The 19,532-nt window shown below is 66.5% G+C and carries 16 protein-coding genes; 8 read left to right on the top strand and 8 right to left on the bottom strand.

The window, feature by feature from the left end; genetic code table 11:
* Positions 1 to 831, top strand: an 831-nt coding sequence (locus tag CSC94_RS11500) for an SIS domain-containing protein (protein ID WP_114647854.1), incomplete at its 5' end; no start/stop codon positions are given.
* A gap of 271 nt (positions 832 to 1,102) precedes the next feature.
* Positions 1,103 to 2,218, top strand: a complete 1,116-nt coding sequence (locus tag CSC94_RS11495) for a hypothetical protein (RefSeq protein ID WP_099306477.1) — start codon at positions 1,103 to 1,105, stop codon at positions 2,216 to 2,218.
* A gap of 123 nt (positions 2,219 to 2,341) precedes the next feature.
* On the opposite strand, the gene CSC94_RS11490 is transcribed toward CSC94_RS11495, so the two are convergent.
* Entirely contained in the window at positions 2,342 to 2,917 is a 576-nt protein-coding gene (locus CSC94_RS11490) for a biotin transporter BioY (RefSeq protein ID WP_099306476.1), read from the bottom strand.
* 128 nt (positions 2,918 to 3,045) lie between these two features.
* Between CSC94_RS11490 and CSC94_RS11485 the strand changes: the two genes are divergently transcribed.
* Positions 3,046 to 3,951 (top strand): MBL fold metallo-hydrolase, encoded by a 906-nt coding sequence (locus CSC94_RS11485; RefSeq protein WP_099306475.1) that lies wholly within the window; start codon positions 3,046 to 3,048, stop codon positions 3,949 to 3,951.
* 31 nt (positions 3,952 to 3,982) lie between these two features.
* Here CSC94_RS11485 and CSC94_RS11480 read toward each other — a convergent pair whose 3' ends face one another.
* A complete protein-coding gene (locus tag CSC94_RS11480; protein WP_099306474.1) occupies positions 3,983 to 4,762 on the bottom strand; it encodes a DUF1499 domain-containing protein in 780 nt (259 codons plus the stop codon).
* Positions 4,763 to 5,104: 342 nt separating this feature from the next.
* Complete coding sequence (locus CSC94_RS11470) at positions 5,105 to 6,730, bottom strand: fatty-acid--CoA ligase (RefSeq protein ID WP_099306473.1); 1,626 nt, start codon at positions 6,728 to 6,730, stop codon at positions 5,105 to 5,107.
* Positions 6,731 to 6,909: 179 nt separating this feature from the next.
* Between CSC94_RS11470 and CSC94_RS11465 the strand changes: the two genes are divergently transcribed.
* Both CSC94_RS11465 and CSC94_RS11460 read left to right on the top strand, forming a co-directional pair.
* The gene (locus tag CSC94_RS11465) at positions 6,910 to 7,311 is read left to right on the top strand and encodes a hypothetical protein (RefSeq protein WP_099306472.1); all 402 of its coding nucleotides are present in this window, start codon (positions 6,910 to 6,912) and stop codon (positions 7,309 to 7,311) included.
* Positions 7,312 to 7,391: 80 nt separating this feature from the next.
* Positions 7,392 to 7,772 carry a DUF427 domain-containing protein gene (locus CSC94_RS11460; protein ID WP_099306497.1) on the top strand — a complete coding sequence of 127 codons (381 nt, stop codon included), beginning with the start codon at positions 7,392 to 7,394 and terminating at the stop codon, positions 7,770 to 7,772.
* 88 nt (positions 7,773 to 7,860) lie between these two features.
* On the opposite strand, the gene ppdK is transcribed toward CSC94_RS11460, so the two are convergent.
* Positions 7,861 to 10,533 carry a pyruvate, phosphate dikinase gene (gene ppdK, locus CSC94_RS11455; RefSeq protein WP_099306496.1) on the bottom strand — a complete coding sequence of 891 codons (2,673 nt, stop codon included), beginning with the start codon at positions 10,531 to 10,533 and terminating at the stop codon, positions 7,861 to 7,863.
* Positions 10,534 to 10,702: 169 nt separating this feature from the next.
* On the bottom strand, positions 10,703 to 11,881 hold the full coding sequence (ubiM, locus tag CSC94_RS11450) for a 5-demethoxyubiquinol-8 5-hydroxylase UbiM (protein ID WP_205853285.1): 1,179 nt from the start codon (positions 11,879 to 11,881) through the stop codon (positions 10,703 to 10,705).
* A gap of 254 nt (positions 11,882 to 12,135) precedes the next feature.
* On the opposite strand from ubiM, the gene CSC94_RS11445 reads away from it, so the two are divergent.
* A complete protein-coding gene (locus CSC94_RS11445; RefSeq protein ID WP_099306471.1) occupies positions 12,136 to 12,369 on the top strand; it encodes a hypothetical protein in 234 nt (77 codons plus the stop codon).
* 328 nt (positions 12,370 to 12,697) lie between these two features.
* On the opposite strand, the gene CSC94_RS11440 is transcribed toward CSC94_RS11445, so the two are convergent.
* The 3 genes from CSC94_RS11440 to CSC94_RS11430 all read right to left on the bottom strand — a co-directional run bounded on the left by CSC94_RS11440 (position 12,698) and on the right by CSC94_RS11430 (position 17,661).
* A complete protein-coding gene (locus tag CSC94_RS11440) occupies positions 12,698 to 16,156 on the bottom strand; it encodes a chromosome segregation SMC family protein (RefSeq protein WP_099306470.1) in 3,459 nt (1,152 codons plus the stop codon).
* A gap of 75 nt (positions 16,157 to 16,231) precedes the next feature.
* The gene (locus CSC94_RS11435; RefSeq protein WP_205853284.1) at positions 16,232 to 17,002 is read right to left on the bottom strand and encodes a DsbA family protein; all 771 of its coding nucleotides are present in this window, start codon (positions 17,000 to 17,002) and stop codon (positions 16,232 to 16,234) included.
* A 161-nt stretch (positions 17,003 to 17,163) separates the two neighbouring features.
* Complete coding sequence (locus CSC94_RS11430; protein WP_099306468.1) at positions 17,164 to 17,661, bottom strand: DUF721 domain-containing protein; 498 nt, start codon at positions 17,659 to 17,661, stop codon at positions 17,164 to 17,166.
* Between the two features lie 67 nt (positions 17,662 to 17,728).
* Between CSC94_RS11430 and mutY the strand changes: the two genes are divergently transcribed.
* Positions 17,729 to 18,856 (top strand): A/G-specific adenine glycosylase, encoded by a 1,128-nt coding sequence (gene mutY, locus CSC94_RS11425; RefSeq protein ID WP_099306494.1) that lies wholly within the window; start codon positions 17,729 to 17,731, stop codon positions 18,854 to 18,856.
* A 15-nt stretch (positions 18,857 to 18,871) separates the two neighbouring features.
* Positions 18,872 to 19,483: an HAD family hydrolase gene (locus CSC94_RS11420; RefSeq protein ID WP_099306467.1), complete on the top strand. Its 612-nt coding sequence runs from the start codon at positions 18,872 to 18,874 to the stop codon at positions 19,481 to 19,483.
* Positions 19,484 to 19,532 lie beyond the last annotated feature (49 nt).

The following is a 19,532-nucleotide window of genomic DNA, read 5'->3' as shown; positions in this document are numbered from 1 at the left end:
GAGATGCCGCTTGGCGCGGGCGACGCGGCGCTGTTCGTCTCGCAGTCGGGCGAGACGGCCGACACGCTGGCCTCGCTGCGCTACTGCAAGGCGCAGGGCATGGCGATCGGGGCGGTGGTGAACGTCAGCGAATCGTCGATCGCGCGCGAATCGGACGCCGTCTTCCCGACCTTTGCCGGGCCGGAGATCGGCGTGGCCTCGACCAAGGCGTTCACCTGCCAGCTGTCGGTGCTGGCGGCGCTGGCGCTGCGCGCGGCGGCCAAGCGCAAGACGATCACGCCGGAGCGCGAGGGCGAACTGGTGGCCCAGCTGGCCGAGGCGCCGCGCCTGGCCGCCCAGGTGCTGCACCTGGAAAAGCAGATCGAGGCGGTGGCGCGCGACCTGGCCGGCCACAAGCACGTGCTGTATCTGGGCCGCGACACCAATTACCCGCTGGCCATGGAAGGCGCGCTCAAGCTCAAGGAAATCTCCTATATCCACGCCGAGGGCTACGCCGCCGGCGAGCTCAAGCACGGCCCCATCGCGCTGATCGACGAGGACATGCCGGCCATCGTCATCGCGCCGCACGACCGCATCTTCGAGAAGACGGTGTCGAACATGCAGGAAGTGGCGGCGCGCGGCGGCAAGATCATCCTGATCACCGACAGGAAGGGCGCGGAAGCCTCCACCGTCAGGACCATGGACACCATCGTCCTGCCCGACGTGCCGGAGTTCATCGCCCCGATCATCTACGCCCTGCCCATCCAGATGCTGGCCTACCACACCGCCGTAATCATGGGCACCGACGTCGACCAGCCAAGGAACCTCGCCAAATCCGTCACCGTCGAATAACGGCGGTACGGACCTTTCCTGCCTCCTCCCGGCATGGGCGCCGGCCACGGTGGCCGGATCACGATGCCGTGTTCGCGGCACCGCCCCGGTCGAACGTGGCTGACCGATCAAGTATAGTTCTGCTTTTTACACTTGCTTCCGGCGCGAAATACGTTGCGCGGGGATTGATGCACTGTCACAAAAAACTTCGGTCCGTCTTGTTGAGTTGTGGGGGTGGCCTGTTAAAACGCGTCCAGGCTTGACGTGAACTTGGGAAAGAAGGTGGGGTTGCGTGCGCGAACAACTTGAGGCTGCCCTGGACAAGATCCTGGCGAATGTCGACCAGACCGACAGCGCGGATCGGCAACTTGCGTATGACCGGTTGCGGTCGATCTTCGCAAAGCGCGCTGCGGACTATGCGCAGGCGCACGGCCCAGAGGTCGTCGAGAGGGTCAACCGCCTTCTCGAGGAGATCATCGGCGAACGGGAAGCCCAATTGTCGCATCTCGATCCCGTCCCGGAGTCCGCCGCCACCTGGGCCATGCCGGAAGCGACCTTCGACTATGACACCTCGGACCTTCAGGCCGAGGCGCAGGAACCGGACAGCGATCCGGCGGCCGCCATCCCTTCCGGCGATGAGACATTCCACAGCCCGCCGCCGCCCGCCCTTACCGGCTCCGAGGGCAATTACGACAGCGGCCAGGACGACCCGGGTGCGGAGGCTTACGAAACCGGGTTTGACCCCGTTACCGATCTTCATTCCGGCCACGGCGAGCCGGACGCGGGCGCATTCTCGCCGGGCTTCGATCCGGCGGCAGACCTGACCTACGGACAGGACGACGCGGAGGCGAACCCAGAGCCCGAACCCCTCGAGGGCGGAACCGGTGCGTCCGGGATCGCATCGCCGCGCGGCGGCCGGACCGAGCTCTTGTCCGGTCTCGCGGCCGGTCTCGTTCTCGGCGTGGCAGCGGTTTCGGGCCTGGCGTTTCTCAACGTGATTTCGCTCGGCGGAACACAGGAAGCCGCTGTCTCCCCGATCATGCCGGAGATCGAAGCCACACGGCCCCAGGTCGAAAAGGGGCTCGAGCTCATCAACATGATCAAGGCGCAGATCGAGGAGAAAGGCACGGATGCATTTCCTGCGCTCGTCAAGAGCAAGGGATTCGTGCGTATCGGGAAAGACCTGTTCCCGGAGGTGGCGAACGCGATCCCGAAGGATTTCAGGCAGGACCTCTACAACATCATCGTGCGCCGGGGTGAGAACGGCGGATACAAGATCCTGATCAATTCGAACATCTGCCCGTCCGCCGCGCTGATGGACCCAGGCCTGGTCGATCCCCGCCGGTCAAACTATTCCTACCTGTGCCAGTATTTCGGACTGTGGAACGAGAAGGGCAAGGACCTCTAAGGCATTTCCGCCCGAAGGCTCCCGGGTCCGCACCCGGGAGTGCGAGTATCCCGAATGAAACGGCCGCGTCCGGTGTCCCGGGCGCGGCCGTATTGTTTTCGTTGAAGGTCGAAAGCTTGACGATCAGCGGAAGCGGGCCAGCAGGGCGCCGATTGCCGGAACGGCAGCAGCCGCCAGGGCTGCCTTGACGAGATCGGCAATGATGAAGGGGCCAACGCCGAAGGCGAGCGCCTTGCCGGCACCGAACAGCACTGCCAGCCAGGCCGCGCCGAGTGCCAGGACCACGAGTTCACCCGCCAGCATGGCGCCAAAAAGAGCGAGCGGACGGGCTCCCCAGCCGCGGTCCGCCGCCGCGCCGATGATGGCTGCGGCCACGAGGAAACCGGCCAGGTAGCCGCCCGTCGGGCCAGCCATGTAAGCAAGGCTGGCGCCGCCGGTGAAGACCGGGAAACCGATGGCGCCCTGGACCAGGTAGGCCATGAGCGTGGCCACGGCGAGATTGCGCCCGTAGGCGGCGCTGATGGCGAAGATGGCCAGCGTCTGCAGCGTCATCGGAACCGGCCAGAAGGGAACCGTGACATGCGCCGCCGCGGCGATCAGCAGCGAACCGGCGATGACGAGACCGGCCTGCGCGGCGAGGCGGGCGGAGCCGCTTTCAGGCAGCGCACCGGCGGCCAGGGTACGGGTGGAAGCAGACATTGGTTTTCCTTCTTTTGCAGGGAGGAACGAAGCGGAAGGCCTCGCATATTTCCGTATAGGACCCTACGTGTTATGCCGCAATGCACAAGGGGGCCGTCCCCGGAAAACTTGTCGGAGGAAGCCCACCCATGGATCTGGATCTCAACCGGGAATTCGACCCCGCCTACGGCCATGCCGTGCCCGTGTCGGAAACCGTGCTGCGGGTGACGGTGAACAATCCCGGCCCCTTCACCTTTCACGGCACGAACAGCTATATCGTCGGCCGCGACACGTTGGCCGTCATCGATCCGGGCCCGGAAGACGAGGCCCATTTCCGGACGCTGATGGCGGCAATCGACGGGCGCCCGGTCAGCCATATCTTCGTCAGCCACACCCACAAGGACCATTCGCCGCTTGCGCGCCGCCTTGCAGAAGCCACCGGTGCCACCGTGGCGGCGGAAGGACCGCACCGGCCTGCCCGGCCGCTGAACATCGGCGAGGTCAACCCGCTCGATGCCAGCGCCGACGTCGACTTCGACCCGGATATCCGCATGGCCGACGGCGCGATGATCGACGGTGACGGCTGGGCCATCCGCGCCGTCCACACGCCCGGCCACACGGCCAACCACGTGGCCTTCGCGCTGGAGGGAACGGGCATCCTGTTCTCCGCCGACCACGTGATGGCCTGGGCGACAACCATCGTCGCGCCGCCCGATGGCGCGATGGCGGATTTCATGGCGTCGCTCGATGTACTGATGCAGCGTGACGACCGGGTTTTCCTGCCCGGGCACGGCGGCCGTGTCAGCAAACCGGCGCAGTTCCTGCGCGGCCTGCGCACCCATCGCCGGATGCGCGAACGGGCGATCCTGGAACGGCTGAGGGCTGGCGACCGGACGATCCCCACCATGGTCGCCGCCATCTATCGTGATACCGACCCGCGCCTGCACGGCGCCGCCGGGCTCTCGGTGCTGGCGCACCTGGAGGATCTCGTGGCGCGCGGCGCTGTCGAAACGGACGGCCCTGCGGCGATCGACGGCATCTTCGTGCCGGCCTGACCGGACCGTTTTCGACGGCCAATCCCGATCCTCAGGTGCCGGCCAGTGCCAGCATCTCGTCGTCCAGCGCCTTCATGAAGGACTGGATGCGCCGGGCATTGTCGCCGAGATCGTGTTTGCCGTAGAGCGACGCGGAACGCATGTCGACCCAGGATGCCTCGTCCTTGTCGGAAATGCGCACGACGATATCGGCCGGAAAGGCGAAAACGGGCGACCAGGCGTGCGCCTCGATGAGGATTTCCGCGGTTTCCTCCGGCACGCCGGAACGCGCCAGCACGGTCCAGCCACTGGCCTCGATCACGTTGGTCACGGCGCGAAGGACGCGGTCCGGCGATGCATCGTAGCGCCGCCCGATGGCCGCGGGGTAAGCCTCGGCGGCAGCGAGCAGATCCGCCTCGGCAGGCCGGCCAAGCGCGTTCTGCCCCTGCTTGCGGAGACCGGGCGCCATGAAGAAGGCCGGCGGGTTGTCGCGATCGGTGGAGACATCGCTGACCGCCGGCAAGGCCACCGTCCGCCAGGCAGACACGGCAAAAGGCGCAAGGACGACCACGGCCAGCAGAAGACCACCGATCGCGGCACGGCCGCCGCGCGCGCCTGCGCCCAGGGTACGGCGAAAGGCCAGCAGCGCCAGAACCACGGCGGAGAAGGCGACCAGGAAGACGAAGCCCAGCACCCAGAAGAAGCCGGTGGTCTCGATCAGGCCATAACGATGCGCCAGTCCGGACAGGAGGAAGACCATGGCCGACAGGCGGGCCATGAATCGGGACCAGTCACCCAAGGGGGATACCGGCCGGTCATAGTAGCCTGTCATGCCTGCTGCCTCGTCTGCCGGTTCCCGCGTGCCCGTTCATCGCGCCACGCGGTCTTCGCTCTGCCCGCTGACCGATCTAGAGCATATTTGCACGTCATTGCATCGCGCAAACGCGCCGTCACTCATCTTTTTCGCAATTCCGGACGCGAAACCGGTACCCACTTTCGCTGGAATTGTCTCTCCCTCCACGCAATTCCGGACGCGAAACCGTACCCGCTTTCGCTGGAATTGTCTCTCCCCGCACGCAATTCCGGACGCGAAACCGGTACCCACTTTCGCTGGAATTGCTTTTACGCCCGCTGCGGCTCGCCGGTCAAAGGCCGTGCCGCGACGGGCGCAAGTTCAGGCCGGAAGGCTGTAGCCGGAGAACTGGTCGCGCAGCGCCGTCTTCTGGATCTTTCCCGTGGCCGTATGGGGGATCTCGTCAACGAATGCGACGTCGTCCGGCATCCACCACTTGGCGATCTTGCCCTCCATGAAGCCCAGAATATCGTCCTTCGAAGGACTGCGGCCCGGCTTGGCGACGATGACCAGCAGCGGCCGCTCGTCCCACTTGGGATGGGCAATCCCGATCACCGCCGCCTCGGCGACGTCGGGATGGCCGACAGCCAGGTTTTCCAGGTCGATGGACGAGATCCATTCGCCGCCCGACTTGATGACGTCCTTCGACCGGTCGGTGATCTGCATGTAGCCGTCGGCATCGATATGGGCGACGTCGCCGGTATCGAACCAGCCCTCGTCATCGAACTGGTCGGCGCCAGCGCCACCGTAGTAGCCCTTTGCGATGGCCGGACCGCGCACCTTCAGCCGCCCGAAGGTCTTGCCGTCCCATGGCAGTTCCCGGTTCTCGTCGTCGGTGATCTTCATTTCCACGCCGAAGGGCGCATAGCCCTGCTTCGCCTTCAGGTCGAGCAGCGCGTCGCCCTCCAGGTCGGCGAACTGCGGCTTGAGCGACCCCAGCGAGCCGAGCGGACTCATCTCGGTCATGCCCCAGGCGTGGATGACGTCGACGCCGTAATTGTCCTGGAACTTCTGGGTCATGGCGCGCGGGCAGGCCGAACCGCCGATGACCACCCGGTTGAGATGCGGCAGTTTCTTGCCCGTCTCCTCCAGGTACTGCAACAACATCAGCCAGACCGTCGGGACGGCGGCGGACATGGTGACCTTGTAGGTATCGAGCATCTCGTAGATCGATTCACCGTCCATCTTGCCGCCCGGCATGACCAGCTTGGCGCCCACCATGGGCGCGGCATGGGCAATACCCCAGGCATTGGCATGGAACATGGGAACCACGGGCAGGACGACCTCGCGCGAGCCAAGGTCCAGCGCGTCCTTCTGGCATGCGATCAGGCCATGGATGACGTTGGAGCGGTGCGAATAGAGGACGCCCTTTGGATCACCGGTCGTGCCCGACGTGTAACACATGCCCGAGGCGTCGTTCTCGCTGTTCGCATACCAGTCAAAGTCGCCATCGTGCGCCGCGATCCAGTCCTCGAAGGCGACCGCGTTGGCAAGCAAGGTGTCCGGCATGTGCGCGCCATCGGTCATGACGACAACCTTGCGCAGGCTCGGCACCTGGTCTGCGATCTTCTCCACCACGGGCAGGAAAGTCAGGTCGGTGAAGAGCATGCGGTCTTCGGCATGGTTCATGATCCACGCGATCTGCTCGGGGAACAGGCGCGGATTGAGCGTATGGTAGACGCCGCCGGCGCCCATGATTCCATACCATGCCTCCAAATGCCGCGCGGTATTCCAGGCCAGCGTGCCGACCCTGTCGCCGGGCTTGATGCCCTCGGCCGTCAATGCCTGGGCAACCTTTTTTGCGCGGGCATGGATGGCGCCGTAGGTCGTGGTGACGATCGGCCCCTCGATCGAGCGCGTCACGACTTCCTGCTTGCCGTGCTGGCGCGCGGCATGTTCCAGGATGCGGCTGCAGGTCAGCGGCCAGTCCTGCATCAGTCCCAACATACGAATTCCTCCCAAATCGATCTGCATTCCATGATTTCAACATCTTGGCCCTCGCAGCCGGTTTGTCCAGTGCGCGCGGGGCCACGCTCCCAAATTATCGCCCGAGCGGACACAAACCGGCCATGATCAGCCGCCAAGTTCGCCGGCGGTGGTGGGTGGACGTACAGTGGAGTGCCAGCATGAACATGCTTCCTGTCCCCGTGACCATCGTTCCCACGCCGCCGCTCGAAGAAGTCGAGTTCGAAATGGCGATCCAGATCCAGGACATCCGGACCAGCGGGTTCGCGCAGTCGGTCAGCGACGCGGCGGCCAGCATCGGCGGACGCATGCTGTTCGACCTGCCCTGCCCGTCCGGAACGGGATGCCAGCGCGTGGCGGCCATCGCGGCGGACACGGATGGCGGCGACACGCGCGTCATGCTAGTGATCCTGTCCGAGGACGGCCTGTCGGTCGGCACGGAGAACGCCATCGGATCGGATCACATCTTCGCCGGTTTCGCGCTCAGCCACGCGGCGCTGGACGAACACCTGGGCAACTTGGACCTCGACGGCGACACCGAAGAGGAAGACGACGAGGCCTGACGTTCGACGGCGAAACCGCGGGCTTGCCTTCACGGGTGATCCCGCGCACCCTTCGGACGGACACGATCGCGGAGCCTGCCATGCCAGAGAACGCCAATCCCGCGCCCGGTTTCGCGGCGCATCCGGACCACACCATCACGGTTTCGCCGCTTGGCGAATCCGTCACCGTCTCGGTGGCCGGCAAGCCCTTGGCCAAATCGGACAAGGCATTGCTGCTGCAGGAAAAAACCTACCCCGGCGTCGTCTACATCCCGTTCGATGACATCGCCTTTGACCGGATGGAACAAACGGCAACCGCCACGCACTGTCCGTTCAAGGGCGATGCGACCTACTGGCGGCTGGCGGACAGGCCGGAGGACGGCGACGTCATGTGGGCTTACCAGACCCCGTTCGACGAGATGACCGGCATCCGGAACCATGGCGCCTTCTACGGCAACAAGGTGGAGATCGTCCGGGGCTGAGCCTTGCGGCCCATCCCGGCGCTCGCATTCGCCACACGGACGAGATGGCAGGACAGCCGCAATCGCCGCCGCCCTGCCCTCCTGACGTCTACCCCGGATGCCGGGCCGCGATCGCCGCCTGGGCCGCGGCGAGACGGGCGATCGGCACGCGGAAGGGCGAGCAGGAGACATAGTCCAGCCCGGTTTCCTCGCAGAAGCGGATCGATGCCGGATCGCCGCCGTGTTCGCCGCAGATGCCAAGCTTGATGCCCTCGCGCGTGCCACGGCCCTTCTCGGCGGCGATGCGCACGAGTTCGCCGACGCCCTCGACATCCAGCGACACGAAGGGATCCTGCTCGATGATGCCCTTGTGCTGGTAGGTCTCGAGGAAGCCAGCGGAATCGTCGCGGCTGATGCCGAAGGTGGTCTGCGTCAGGTCGTTGGTGCCAAAGGAGAAGAACTCCGCCACCTCGGCGATGACATGGGCGCGGATGGCGGCGCGCGGCAGTTCGATCATGGTGCCGACCAGGTAGTCGAACCGCGTGCCGCTTTCCTTCATCACCTCGCCGGCCACGGCATCGATGCGCGCCTTGACGAATTCCAGTTCCTTCATCAGGCCGACGAGCGGAACCATGACTTCCGGCACGACCTGCGCGCCGGTGGCCTTGCCGGCCTCGATGGCGGCTTCGAAGATGGCACGGGCCTGCATTTCGGCGATTTCCGGGTAGGAAATCGCCAGGCGGCAGCCGCGATGGCCGAGCATCGGGTTGAACTCGTGCAGGGCCTCGGTGCGCCGGCGCAGGAGATCGGGATTGACGTTGAGCGACCTGGCGACCTCGGCGATTTCCTCCTCCGTCTTGGGAAGGAACTCGTGCAGCGGCGGATCGAGCAGGCGGATCGTTACCGGCAGGCCGGCCATGATCTCGAACAGTTCGACGAAATCGGCCTTCTGCATGGGGAGCAGCTTGGCCAGCGCCGCCCGGCGGCCGGCCTCGGTATCCGCCAGGATCATCTCGCGCATGGCGACGATCCGGTCACCCTCGAAGAACATGTGCTCGGTGCGGCACAGGCCGATGCCCTCGGCACCGAAGGAGCGGGCCATGCGGGCATCCGCCGGGGTCTCGGCATTGGTGCGCACCTTCATCCGGCGCCCGGCGTCGGCCCATTCCATGATGGCGGCGAAATCACCGGACAGTTCCGGCTGGAGCATGGGCACGGCGCCCTTCAGCACCTGGCCCGACGAGCCGTCGATGGTAACGATATCGCCCTTGCGGAAGGTCTGGCCCATGGCGAGCAGGACCTCGTTGCGATAGTCGATGCGGATGGAGCCGGCACCCGAGACGCAGGGCTTGCCCATGCCGCGCGCCACGACGGCGGCGTGGCTGGTCATTCCGCCGCGCGAGGTGAGAATGCCCTGGGCGGCATGCATGCCGTGGATGTCCTCCGGGCTGGTCTCGATGCGCACCAGGATGACGCGGCGGCCAGCCGAACTCATCTCCTCGGCCTCCTCGGAGGTAAAGACAATTTCGCCCGTGGCCGCACCCGGCGATGCCGGAAGCCCCATGGCGATCACGTCGCGCTTGGCCTTGGGATCGATGGTGGGGTGGAGCAACTGGTCGAGCGAGGCCGGCTCGATGCGTTGAACCGCTTCCTCCTTCGTCACCAGGCCCTCGCCGGCCATGTCGACGGCGATCTTCATGGCCGCCTTGGCGGTCCGCTTGCCATTGCGCGTCTGCAGCATCCACAGCTTGCCACGCTCAATGGTGAATTCCATGTCCTGCATGTCGCGGTAGTGGGCTTCCAGCCTGCTGGCGAAGCTGGAGAACTCGGCGAAGAGGTCCGGCATCAGCTTTTCCAGCGACGGCTTGTCGGAGCCGCCGGCAATGCGGCCGGCCTCGGTGATCGCCTGGGGCGTGCGGATGCCGGCCACGACATCCTCGCCCTGGGCGTTGACGAGGAACTCGCCGTAGAGGCTGTTCTCGCCCGTGGAGGGATTGCGCGAGAAAGCGACGCCCGTCGCCGACGTCTCGCCCATGTTGCCGAAGACCATGGCCTGGACGTTGACAGCCGTGCCCCATGCCTCGGGGATGTCGTGCAGCCGGCGATAGGTGATGGCGCGGTGGTTCATCCAGCTGGAGAAGACGGCGCCGATGGCACCCCATAGCTGCTCGCCGGGATCCTGCGGGAAGGGCTGCTCCAGCTCTTCCATGACACGCGCCTTGTAGAGCTCGACGATGTGCTTCCACTGGTCGGCGGAGATCTCGGTGTCCAGTTCGGCGCCAAGGCGGCCCTTTTCCATGTCGAGGATCTCTTCGAAGACCTCGTGGTCGAGCCCCATGACGACGTCTGAATACATGGTGATGAAACGGCGGTAGCTGTCCCAGGCAAAGCGCTCGTCGCCCGATTCCGCGGCCAGCGTTTCCACGGTCTCGTCGTTCAGGCCGAGATTGAGGACCGTGTCCATCATGCCGGGCATGGACGCCCGGGCACCCGAACGCACCGACAGGAGAAGCGCGTTGGACTTGTCGCCGAAGGTGCGGCCGGTCAGCGTGCCGACATGGTCGAGCGCGCGGCGCACCTGCTCGTCCAGTTCGACCGGGTACTGGCGGCCGTTGGCATAGAAGTGGTTGCAGGCATCGGTGGTGATGGTGAAGCCGGGCGGCACGGGTAGACCCAGCGCGCACATTTCTGCCAGGTTGGCACCCTTGCCGCCGAGCAGCGCCTTGTCGTCCGCCCTGCCCTCGGCCGCGCCGTCACCGAAGGTATAGACCCACTTCGTCATCGCCTCTTCCCTTGCCGGACTGTTGACGTCGCGACGGTGATAGCGATTCTCCAGGACCATTGCCATGGTCAATTTGGCGCAAGGCAAGCTTTTGTCTTTTCAAACGTTTTAGACGCTTTTACAACCTTGCCGGCAAAGCCCGAGCCGCCGGACGGAGACCCGGAATGGATCACATTCCGGCGGTCAGGCGGGCAACGACGAGATCGCGCACAGGCGGCAGGGCGTGGGCCAGCCTCAGTCCGGCGGTGCGCAGGAAGCGGGCCGGCGCGGTTTCGTTGGCGTAGAGGCTCGCGATGCCATTGGTGGCGTGGAAGAGCGGAAAGGTCTCCAGCCGGTGGGCACGGGCGTAGCGGGCGAGACGCTGCGGCGCAGCGATATCCTCGTTGTCCTGCACGGCCTTGCAGACTTCGCCGGCAAGCAGGTGCTGGCTGACGAGGCCGAAATTGAACCCGTGCGCCGTGACCGGGTGCATGCCGACCGCCGCGTCGCCGATCAGGGCGAAACGCTCGGCGTGGAAGGCATGGGCGTAGACGGCGACCAGCGGATAGAGGTGCGGGGGTGCAACCGGCGTCAGGCGCCCCAGCCGTCCGCGCAACTCGCGCTCGGCCATGGCGGCGATGGCATCCGGCCCGCCTGCCATCAGCGGGTCCGCCTCGTGCGACGGCAAGGTGACGACGATGGACGAGCGCCGGCCCGTCAGCGGCAGGGTCGCGATGGTGACGCCGTGGAAAAAGCCTTCGAGCGCCGTGTCGCCATGCTCCGCCTCGTGGGCCATGTCGCAGACGATCATCGAGCGGCCGAAATCATGCATGAATGCGGAAATGCCCATCTGGCGTCGCAGGGCGGAGAAGCGCGTGTCGGCTGCGACGAGCAGGCGGGCCTCGACGACCCGGCCATCGGAGAGCGAGACCGCCATGCCGCCCGGAACGCGCCTGGCGGCGCCGGCCTTGACGCCGGTCAGAAGCCGGGCGCCACCATGATGAACGAACGAATCATAGAGCGCCCTGCGGATGGCATGGTTGGGAACGAGCCAGCCGAGCGTGTCGGCATTGCGGGCAGCGGCATCGAACACCAGGGTGAATGGCGATGCGCCGTCCAGAACCTCGGCCTTTCGCAGGAAGGAGCGATGGTCCGGCGCGATCCGCTCGGCGACGTCCAGCCGTTCCAGGATGGCCATGGACCTGTGGTTGAGCGCGATGGCGCGGCCGTCCGGCGCCGGATTTTTCAGCGCGTCCTGTTCGGCCTGCTCCACGATCACGATTTCCAGTCCGCTGCCGGCCAGCGACCGGGCAAAGGCCAGTCCGACTGGCCCGGCACCGACGATCATGACGTCGCAGGACATTGTCATCGCCGCATCTCCTCTTTGGTCCGCATTCTGTTTCATAGAGCGGACGCGCCGGAAAAACGTTGATGGAGGTCAAGCACGGCCAAACATGCCATGGCTGACGAAATTGCCACGCCGGACAAATCATGACAGCTTGATTGCAGTTTCGTGACAGGAACGGAGATTCGGCACCGTTGAGTCCCTATCGTCGCCTCGCCCTGCTTTCCGTAGTCTTGGTCCTGCCGGCCGGGTGGGCTCATGCAGGCGAAACCGAGACGATGCTTGAAACGGATTCCGGTTACCGCACTTGCGTGGCGGGCATGATCTCCGGCTTTGGCAACGGCCTGACCGAAACCTGGTGCCAGACGCGCTATCCCCTTCCCTCGCCGTTTCATTTCAAGTGCCTGGAACAGCTCTCTTCCGGCTTTGCCAGCGAACTGGACCGGGTTGCCTGCAGCAACTATTTCCGCACCATCGCCATGCGCATCGAAGCGGACGCGTCACGGCGCTAGGCCAGTTCCGTCGTCCGGCTGCCATGGCGGCGCCTGATGATCGGACCGGCCCGCTCCGGGCCCCCGGGACAAGCCCGGGGATGAGGATCGATGATGTGCATCAAGAAAGGCGAGAGAAGAGCGCTCCGCTGACGGTGGCGGGCAAGGGCCGCGCCGAACAGACGGATTGCCAGGGGCCTTTCAACTGCCCGCCCAATCGCTGCAATGCGCCATCCCTTTGGCCTTGCGCAATTCCGGACATGAAACCGGTACCCACTTTCACTGGAATTGGGTCTTCCGCATCGCAATTCCGGACGTGAAACCGGTACCCACTTTCACTGGAATTGCTTTAGACCGCCTCGCGCATCTGCTCGGCGGTTTCGAGATCGACGCTGACCAGCGTCGAGACGCCCTGCTCGGCCATGGTGACGCCGAACAGGCGGTTCATGCGGGCCATGGTGATGGGATTGTGGGTGATGATGACGAAACGCGTCGCGGTCGATTTCGCCATTTCCTCCATCAAGTTGCAATAACGCTCGACGTTGTGGTCATCGAGCGGCGCATCCACTTCGTCCAGCACGCAGATCGGCGCCGGGTTGGTAAGGAAGACGGCGAAGATCAGCGCCATGGCCGTCAGCGCCTGTTCGCCGCCGGACAGCAGCGTCATCGTCTGAGGCTTCTTGCCCGGAGGGCGGGCGAGGATTTCCAGCCCGGCATCCAGCGGATCCTCGCTCTCGACGAGCTGCAATTCGGCCGTTCCTCCGCCGAACAGGTGGGTGAAGAGGCGCTGGAACTGGTCGTTGACCTTGGTGAAGGCTTCCAGCAGGCGCTCGCGACCCTCCTTGTTGAGGCTCTGGATGGCGGCGCGCAGCTTCTTGATCGCCTCGATGACGTCCTCGCGCTCGGTGACGATGGTCTCGAGACGCTCCGAGAGTTCCCGGCTTTCCTCCTCGGCGCGCAGGTTCACGGCGCCCAGCCGCTCGCGCTCGATCTTCAGCCGTTCGAGCCGGCGCTCCGTCTCGCCCATGTCGGGCATGGGCGCGTCCGGTGCCAGGCCGGTGTGGCGGATGACCAGGTGCGGCGGGCAGTTCAGCGCCTCGAGAATGCGTGCCTCGGCCTCCTCGCGGCGTTCCTGCGCCGCTGTGACCCGCTCCTCGGCACGGGCGCGGGCCTCGCGTCCCTGGGCCAGCGCCGTGATGGCCTCGGTGGCCGCCTTGTCGAAATCCCGCTGGCGGTTCTCCGCGGCCTGCCGGTTGTCGCCGGCACGCTTGCGAAGGCCCTCGGCTTCCTCGATCTGGCGGACAAGCTGCCGGCGGCGGGCCTCCATTTCCTCCGGACCGCCCTCGATCGTCTCGCGCTCGGCGCGGGCCTCGGCCTCGCGCTCGATGAGGGCCGCGATCTGCCGTTCCGCGTTGCCGGCACGCTCGGTCCAGCGCTGACGCTCCACGGCGATGGCCTCCAGACGCCGAGCGCGGGCTTCCGCCTCGCGCTTCAGCCCGTCATGGGCGGCCCTGGTTTCGGCCAGGCGGGCCCGGTCGCCGGTCACGTCGCGGCCCAGGGCATCCAGCCTTGCCTGCAGGTCGGACAGGTCCGGCGCCTCGCGAAGCTGGCCTTCCGCCTCGGCGATCCCGGCCTCGGCCTCGCTGACGGCTTCGGCCAGGCGGGCGCGCGATTCCTCGAGCGTTGCCTTGCGGGTGGCCACCTCGCCGGCCGCCTTCCGGGCGCGATCGAGCGCCGCGCGTGCCTCGGTCACGGCCTGCGTCCTGGCGCGCAGGGTTTCGCGGGCAGCCTTGGCCGCCTCGATGGTATCGCGCAGGCGGGTCTCGGCGGCCTTGAACGCGTCCTCGGCGGCACGTACCGCCTTTGTGGCGTCCAGTGCCTCGGCATCGAGTTCCGCAAGCCGGTTCTTCTGCTCCAGCCGGATGGCGGCAGCGGTGGGCGCGTCCGCCGAGGCGACGAAACCATCCCAGCGCCAGAGCGCACCCGTCTTCGAGACCAGCCGCTGACCGGGCTTCAGCAGCGGTTGCAGGCGCAGGCCGTCGGTCTCGTCCACCAGGCCGATCTGGGCCAGCCGGCGGGCCAGCTGGGCCGGCGCGCGGACCACGTTGCCCAGCGCGCGCGTGCCTTCCGGCAGCGGCGGGTCGCCGGACGCGTCGATGGCCCGGCCCCAGTGAGCCGGAGCGGCCGCATCCAGCGGAGCGTCAAGGTCCTCGCCCAGGGCGGCGCCAAGCGCCGTCTCGAAGCCGCGGTCCACCTTCATCTGCTCGACCACGGCGGGAAAAAGCCCCGAGCCGCCGGCATTGATGATCTTCTGCAGCGTGCGCGCCTCGGTCTCGATCCGGTTCAGCTCGGCGCGGGCTGCGTTGAGCGGCGGACGCGCGGCAGCCTCGGCCTCGCGGGCCATTTCAATTGCTTCCTCGGCCTGCTGGCTGGCGGTCTCGGCCCCGATGCGGGCCGCTTCGGCCTCGTCGAATACCTGCTGGCAGGCGGCCGGGTCCGGCAGCGCCGCCAGCTTCTGGACAATTCCGGCCAGTTCGCGTTCCACGTCGGCAACCTGGCGTGACACGCGCTCGCGCCGTTCGCGTCCTTCGCGCAGGCGACGCTCGATGGCCTGGCGGGCCGCGGCGGCATTCGCCCGCTCGGTCGTCAGGGCAGACAGCGCGGCCTCGCTTTCCTTCAGGCGGGCAGCAGCCTCCTCATGCGCGGCACGGGTCTCGATCTCGCGCTCGGCAGCCCCCGCGGTTTCGCCGTTCAGCCGCCGTTCCTCGTCGTCGAGGCGGGCCAGCACATCGGCATTGTCCGATACCATGGTCCGCTCACGCGCGATGTCGGCGGCCAGTTGCGCCAGGCGCTTTTCCAGTTCGGCCTGGCGGTTCTTCAGCCGGCCGGTTTCCTCGTCGAGCTGCGTACGCGCGATGGTCAGGCGCTGCAAGGCGGCGCCAGCGGCGGCTTCCGCCTCGCGCAGGGCCGGCAGGCCGGAGGCGCCGACCGCCTGCTCCTTGGCCGCGTTCATCTGCCGGGCAGCCAGGTCCCCGACGGCGGCCGTGGCCGTGGAGAGCTGGGTCTGCGCCTCGGCTTCCTGCTCCTTGGCCTGAGACCAGCGCAGGTGCAGCAGGATGGCCTCGGCGGCGCGGATATCGGCCGACAGCGACTTGAAGCGGTTGGCCTGGCGCGCCTGGCGCTTCAGGCTCTCGATCTGGCTTTCCAGTTCGCCGACCACGTCGTCGAGGCGCTCCAGGTTGCCCTCGGCGGCGCGCATCCGCAGTTCGGCCTCGTGGCGCCGGGTGTGCAGGCCGGAAATGCCGGCGGCCTCTTCCAGCAATTGCCGGCGGGCCTGCGGCTTGGCCTGGATCAGTTCGCCGATGCGGCCCTGGCCGACCATGGAGGGCGAGCGGGCACCGGTGGACTGGTCCGCGAAGAGCAGTTGCACGTCCTTGGCACGCGCTTCCTTGCCGTTGATGCGGTAGACGGAGCCGGCCTCGCGCTCGATGCGCCGCGAGACCTGGATTTCCTCCTGGTCGTTCCATTGCGGCGGCGCAGACCGGTCACGGTTATCGAGGAACAGGGTGACCTCGGCGGTGTTGCGCGAAGGACGGGTGGACGAGCCGGAAAAGATGACGTCGTCCATGCCCGATGCGCGCATGTTCTTGTAGGAATTCTCGCCCATGACCCAGCGCAGGGCCTCGACGAGGTTGGACTTGCCGCAGCCGTTGGGTCCGACGACGCCGGTCAGCCCGCCCTCGATGATGAACTCGGTCGGCTCGACGAAAGACTTGAAGCCAAGAACGCGCAAGCGGGAGAAGCGCATCAGAACGCCCTCCCGCCGAAGCCCGGTTGCCTGGCGACACGCGGCAGCATGGCAGCCGCCGCGTGGCCGGCTGCCTTATTCCATGCCGTCGATGATCGCCGCAAATTCCTCAATCGGCATCGCTCCAGCATATTTCTTGCCGTTGATGAGAAACGTGGGCGTGGCCTGAACGCCATATTTGTCGGCCGCCCGGTTTCTCACCGAATTCACATTGTCCAGAAGTTTCTGGTCCCGCAAGCAAGCATCGAAGGCTTCCTGTGAAAAACCGGCGATCTTGACGGTATTGTACAGCGTCTTGAGGAAGTCGTCGCCCGGCGCACCGGCCCAGGTGCTCTGAGTCTTGAAGAGCACGTCGGTCAGCGGATAGTAGTTGTCGCCGGAGCAGCGGGCCAGCATGAAGGCCGCCGTTGCGCGCGGATCGAACGGGAATTCCCGGAGCACGAAACGCACCTTGCCGGTGTCGACATAACGCCTCTTCAGTTCCGGCCAGGTGGCTTCATGGAAATGGGCGCAATGCCCGCAAGTCATTGATGCGTATTCGACAATCTGGACCGGCGCGTTCTCGTCGCCGAGCCAGAGATCCGGCAGTGCGCCTTCGGTCGCGACTTCGGCGACATCGTAGGAGCCCTGCGGCTCGGGCGCCTTGACGTCGGCGGCAGCGGTGGTCGTCTGGTCGATGGCCGGTTTGGCCTCGCTCGTCGTCTCAGGCGCCTTGGTGGTCGTGGCCGGCGCCTCCACGGCGGCGGTCTGCCTGGTGTCGCCGCTGTCGGAGCAGGCGGACAGCGCCAGGGCCAGGGCCGGAGCGGCCAGGAGGGCTGCCATGGTTCGAACGGAAACAAATTTCATGCGAATCACCTGTCGGACAGTCGTTGCTATGGATCGTCGTTTCTCTCATGCCACTAAAAGCGGCGCGGGGGCAAATTATGGCAAGTGCCGCAAATGTGCACCGCCTAAATCAGGACGATGCGTTCACAATCGCGTTTGCGGTTTCAGCAGGCGATGCCTTCCTACCGGCGGTCGCCGATGACGCCGCGGCCGAGGCGTTCCAGCGCGGCGCGCAGACCCTCGTCCTCGATGCCGGCGGTCCGGCTTTTCAGCCGCGCCTCTTCCTCGGGCGTCAGCTTGCGCGGCCCGCGCGGGCGCTCCGGCTCCATGCGCAGGACGGGTTTCTGGACGATGCGGACGCGTCCGATGGCGCCAAAGCCAAGGAAGGCGTTGATGCGGGCGATCACCTCGGATGTCTCGTGCTGAAGCGCCAGGGCGGCAAATCCCTCGCAGGCGACGACGAGCGTGGCCGGCTCAAAGGGATCGTCGTCGCTGGCGCGGCGGGGCCAGACGATCTTTTCCGGCCGCGAGCCGGCGGCCAGCCGGGTGCCGACGATCTCTTCCCAGCTCTGGATCAGGCCGAGCGAAACGCCGGAACGGCGGCGCAAGACCGGATCGACGATGGCCGAAACGAGATCGGCAACCGGTTCCGCATTGCGCTGGCGTGGATTGGCTGGCATGGCTTGGCGGCCTTCCGGGCAGACCCATATTGCGTTCGAGATCGCACGGATCACCCCGCACGACACGATGACACATAGCACCGAGATGAACGACGCGCCAACGGGCAGCACGTATTCCACCGCCGCAGGGGCTTCCTTTTCAGCCCGCCTGCTGGGCTGGTACGACCGGCATCACCGCGACCTGCCCTGGCGGCTGACGCCGGACCGCGCGGCACGCGGCGAAATGGCCGACCCCTACCGCGTCTGGCTCTCGGAGGTCATGCTGCAGCAGACGACCGTGCCGGCGGTGAAGCCCTATTTCGCCCGTTTCACCGAGCAATGGCCGACCGTGACCGCGCTGGCCGGGGCCGAGGCAGACGAGATCATGAAGGCCTGGGCCGGGCTCGGCTACTATTCGCGGGCGCGCAACCTGAAGGCCTGCGCGGACGCGGTGGCGCTTCATCACGGCGGACGGTTTCCGGAGACCGCGACCGGCCTTCGGGCCCTGCCCGGTATCGGCGACTACACGGCAGCGGCGATCGCCGCGATCGCCTTCGGGCAGCGCGAGACGGTGGTCGATGGCAATGTCGAACGCGTGATGACCCGCCATCGCGCGATCGCGGCCCCGATGCCGGCGGCGAAGGCCGCGGTGAAGGCACTGCTCGGGCCGGATGTGCCGGACGACCGGCCGGGCGACTTCGCCCAGGCGATGATGGATCTTGGCGCGACGATCTGCACGCCACGCCGACCGGCCTGCGTGCTTTGCCCGTTGCGCGACGACTGCGCGGTCCTGATGCGCGGCGAGGATCCTGAGGCCTATCCGGTGAAGGCGGCGAAGAAGGCCAAGCCGGTTCGCACCGGAGCCGCCTTCGTGGCGCTCAGCGACGATGGCGCGGTTCTGCTGGAGAAACGCCCGGACAGCGGACTGCTCGGCGGCATGGCCGGGTTGCCGACCACGGCCTGGTCCTCCCGGCAGGATGGCGCAAGCGATGCCGGCGCTGCGCCCTTTGAAGGCGACTGGCAGGCGGCGGGCGTGGTCAGCCATGTCTTCACCCATTTCGAACTGCGCCTGACCGTCTGGCGCGCGCAGGGGGTCGCCCGGGCGGCCGGAGACGGCCGGTGGTGGTCGGCCAGCGACGAGCTTGCCGGCGAAGCCTTGCCGACTGTCATGAAAAAGGCATTGGAATCGGCCATACCCGGCATCACGAAACGCTAGAAGTGAGACCCGTACATGCCTGCCATCCGGCATATCGTCTTCGACATCGGCCGCGTGCTGATCCACTATGACCCGGAACTGCCCTACCGCTCGATCATCCCGGACGACGAAAAACGCGCCTGGTTCTTCGACAACGTCTGCACCGGGGCCTGGAACGTCGAGCAGGACCGCGGCCGCGGCTGGCGCGAGGCGGAGGCCGAACTCATGGCCCGTCATCCGGAGTGGGAAGCCGAAATCCGTGCATTCCGGGAGAACTGGAACGCCATGGTGCCGCATGCCTACGACGACAGCGTCGCCATTCTTCGCCGGCTCGTCACGGACGGCCACGACGTGACCATGCTGACCAATTTCGCGGCGGACACGTTCGCCGAGGCGAGCCGGCGCTTCGACTTTCTGACGGAGAGCCGCGGGGTCACAGTCTCCGGGCTGATCGGCATGATCAAGCCCGACCGCGAGATCTACGACCATCACGTCAACACTTTCGGCCTCGATCCGTCGGCAAGCCTGTTCATCGATGACAGCCCGAAGAATGTCGACGGCGCCAGGGACGCCGGCTGGCAGGCGGTGCACTTCACGGGTGCGGAGCAGTTGCGCGCCGACCTCGCTTCGCTGGGCATCCCTGCCTGAAAACGATAACGCCCGGAGCCATGGGCTCCGGGCGTAGCCTATCCGCGCG

This window comes from Zhengella mangrovi, assembly GCF_002727065.1.
Taxonomy (GTDB): Bacteria; Pseudomonadota; Alphaproteobacteria; order Rhizobiales; family Rhizobiaceae; genus Zhengella; species Zhengella mangrovi.
The sequence above is the reverse complement of the archived record's forward strand: the minus strand, read 5'-3'. Positions and strand labels throughout refer to the sequence as shown.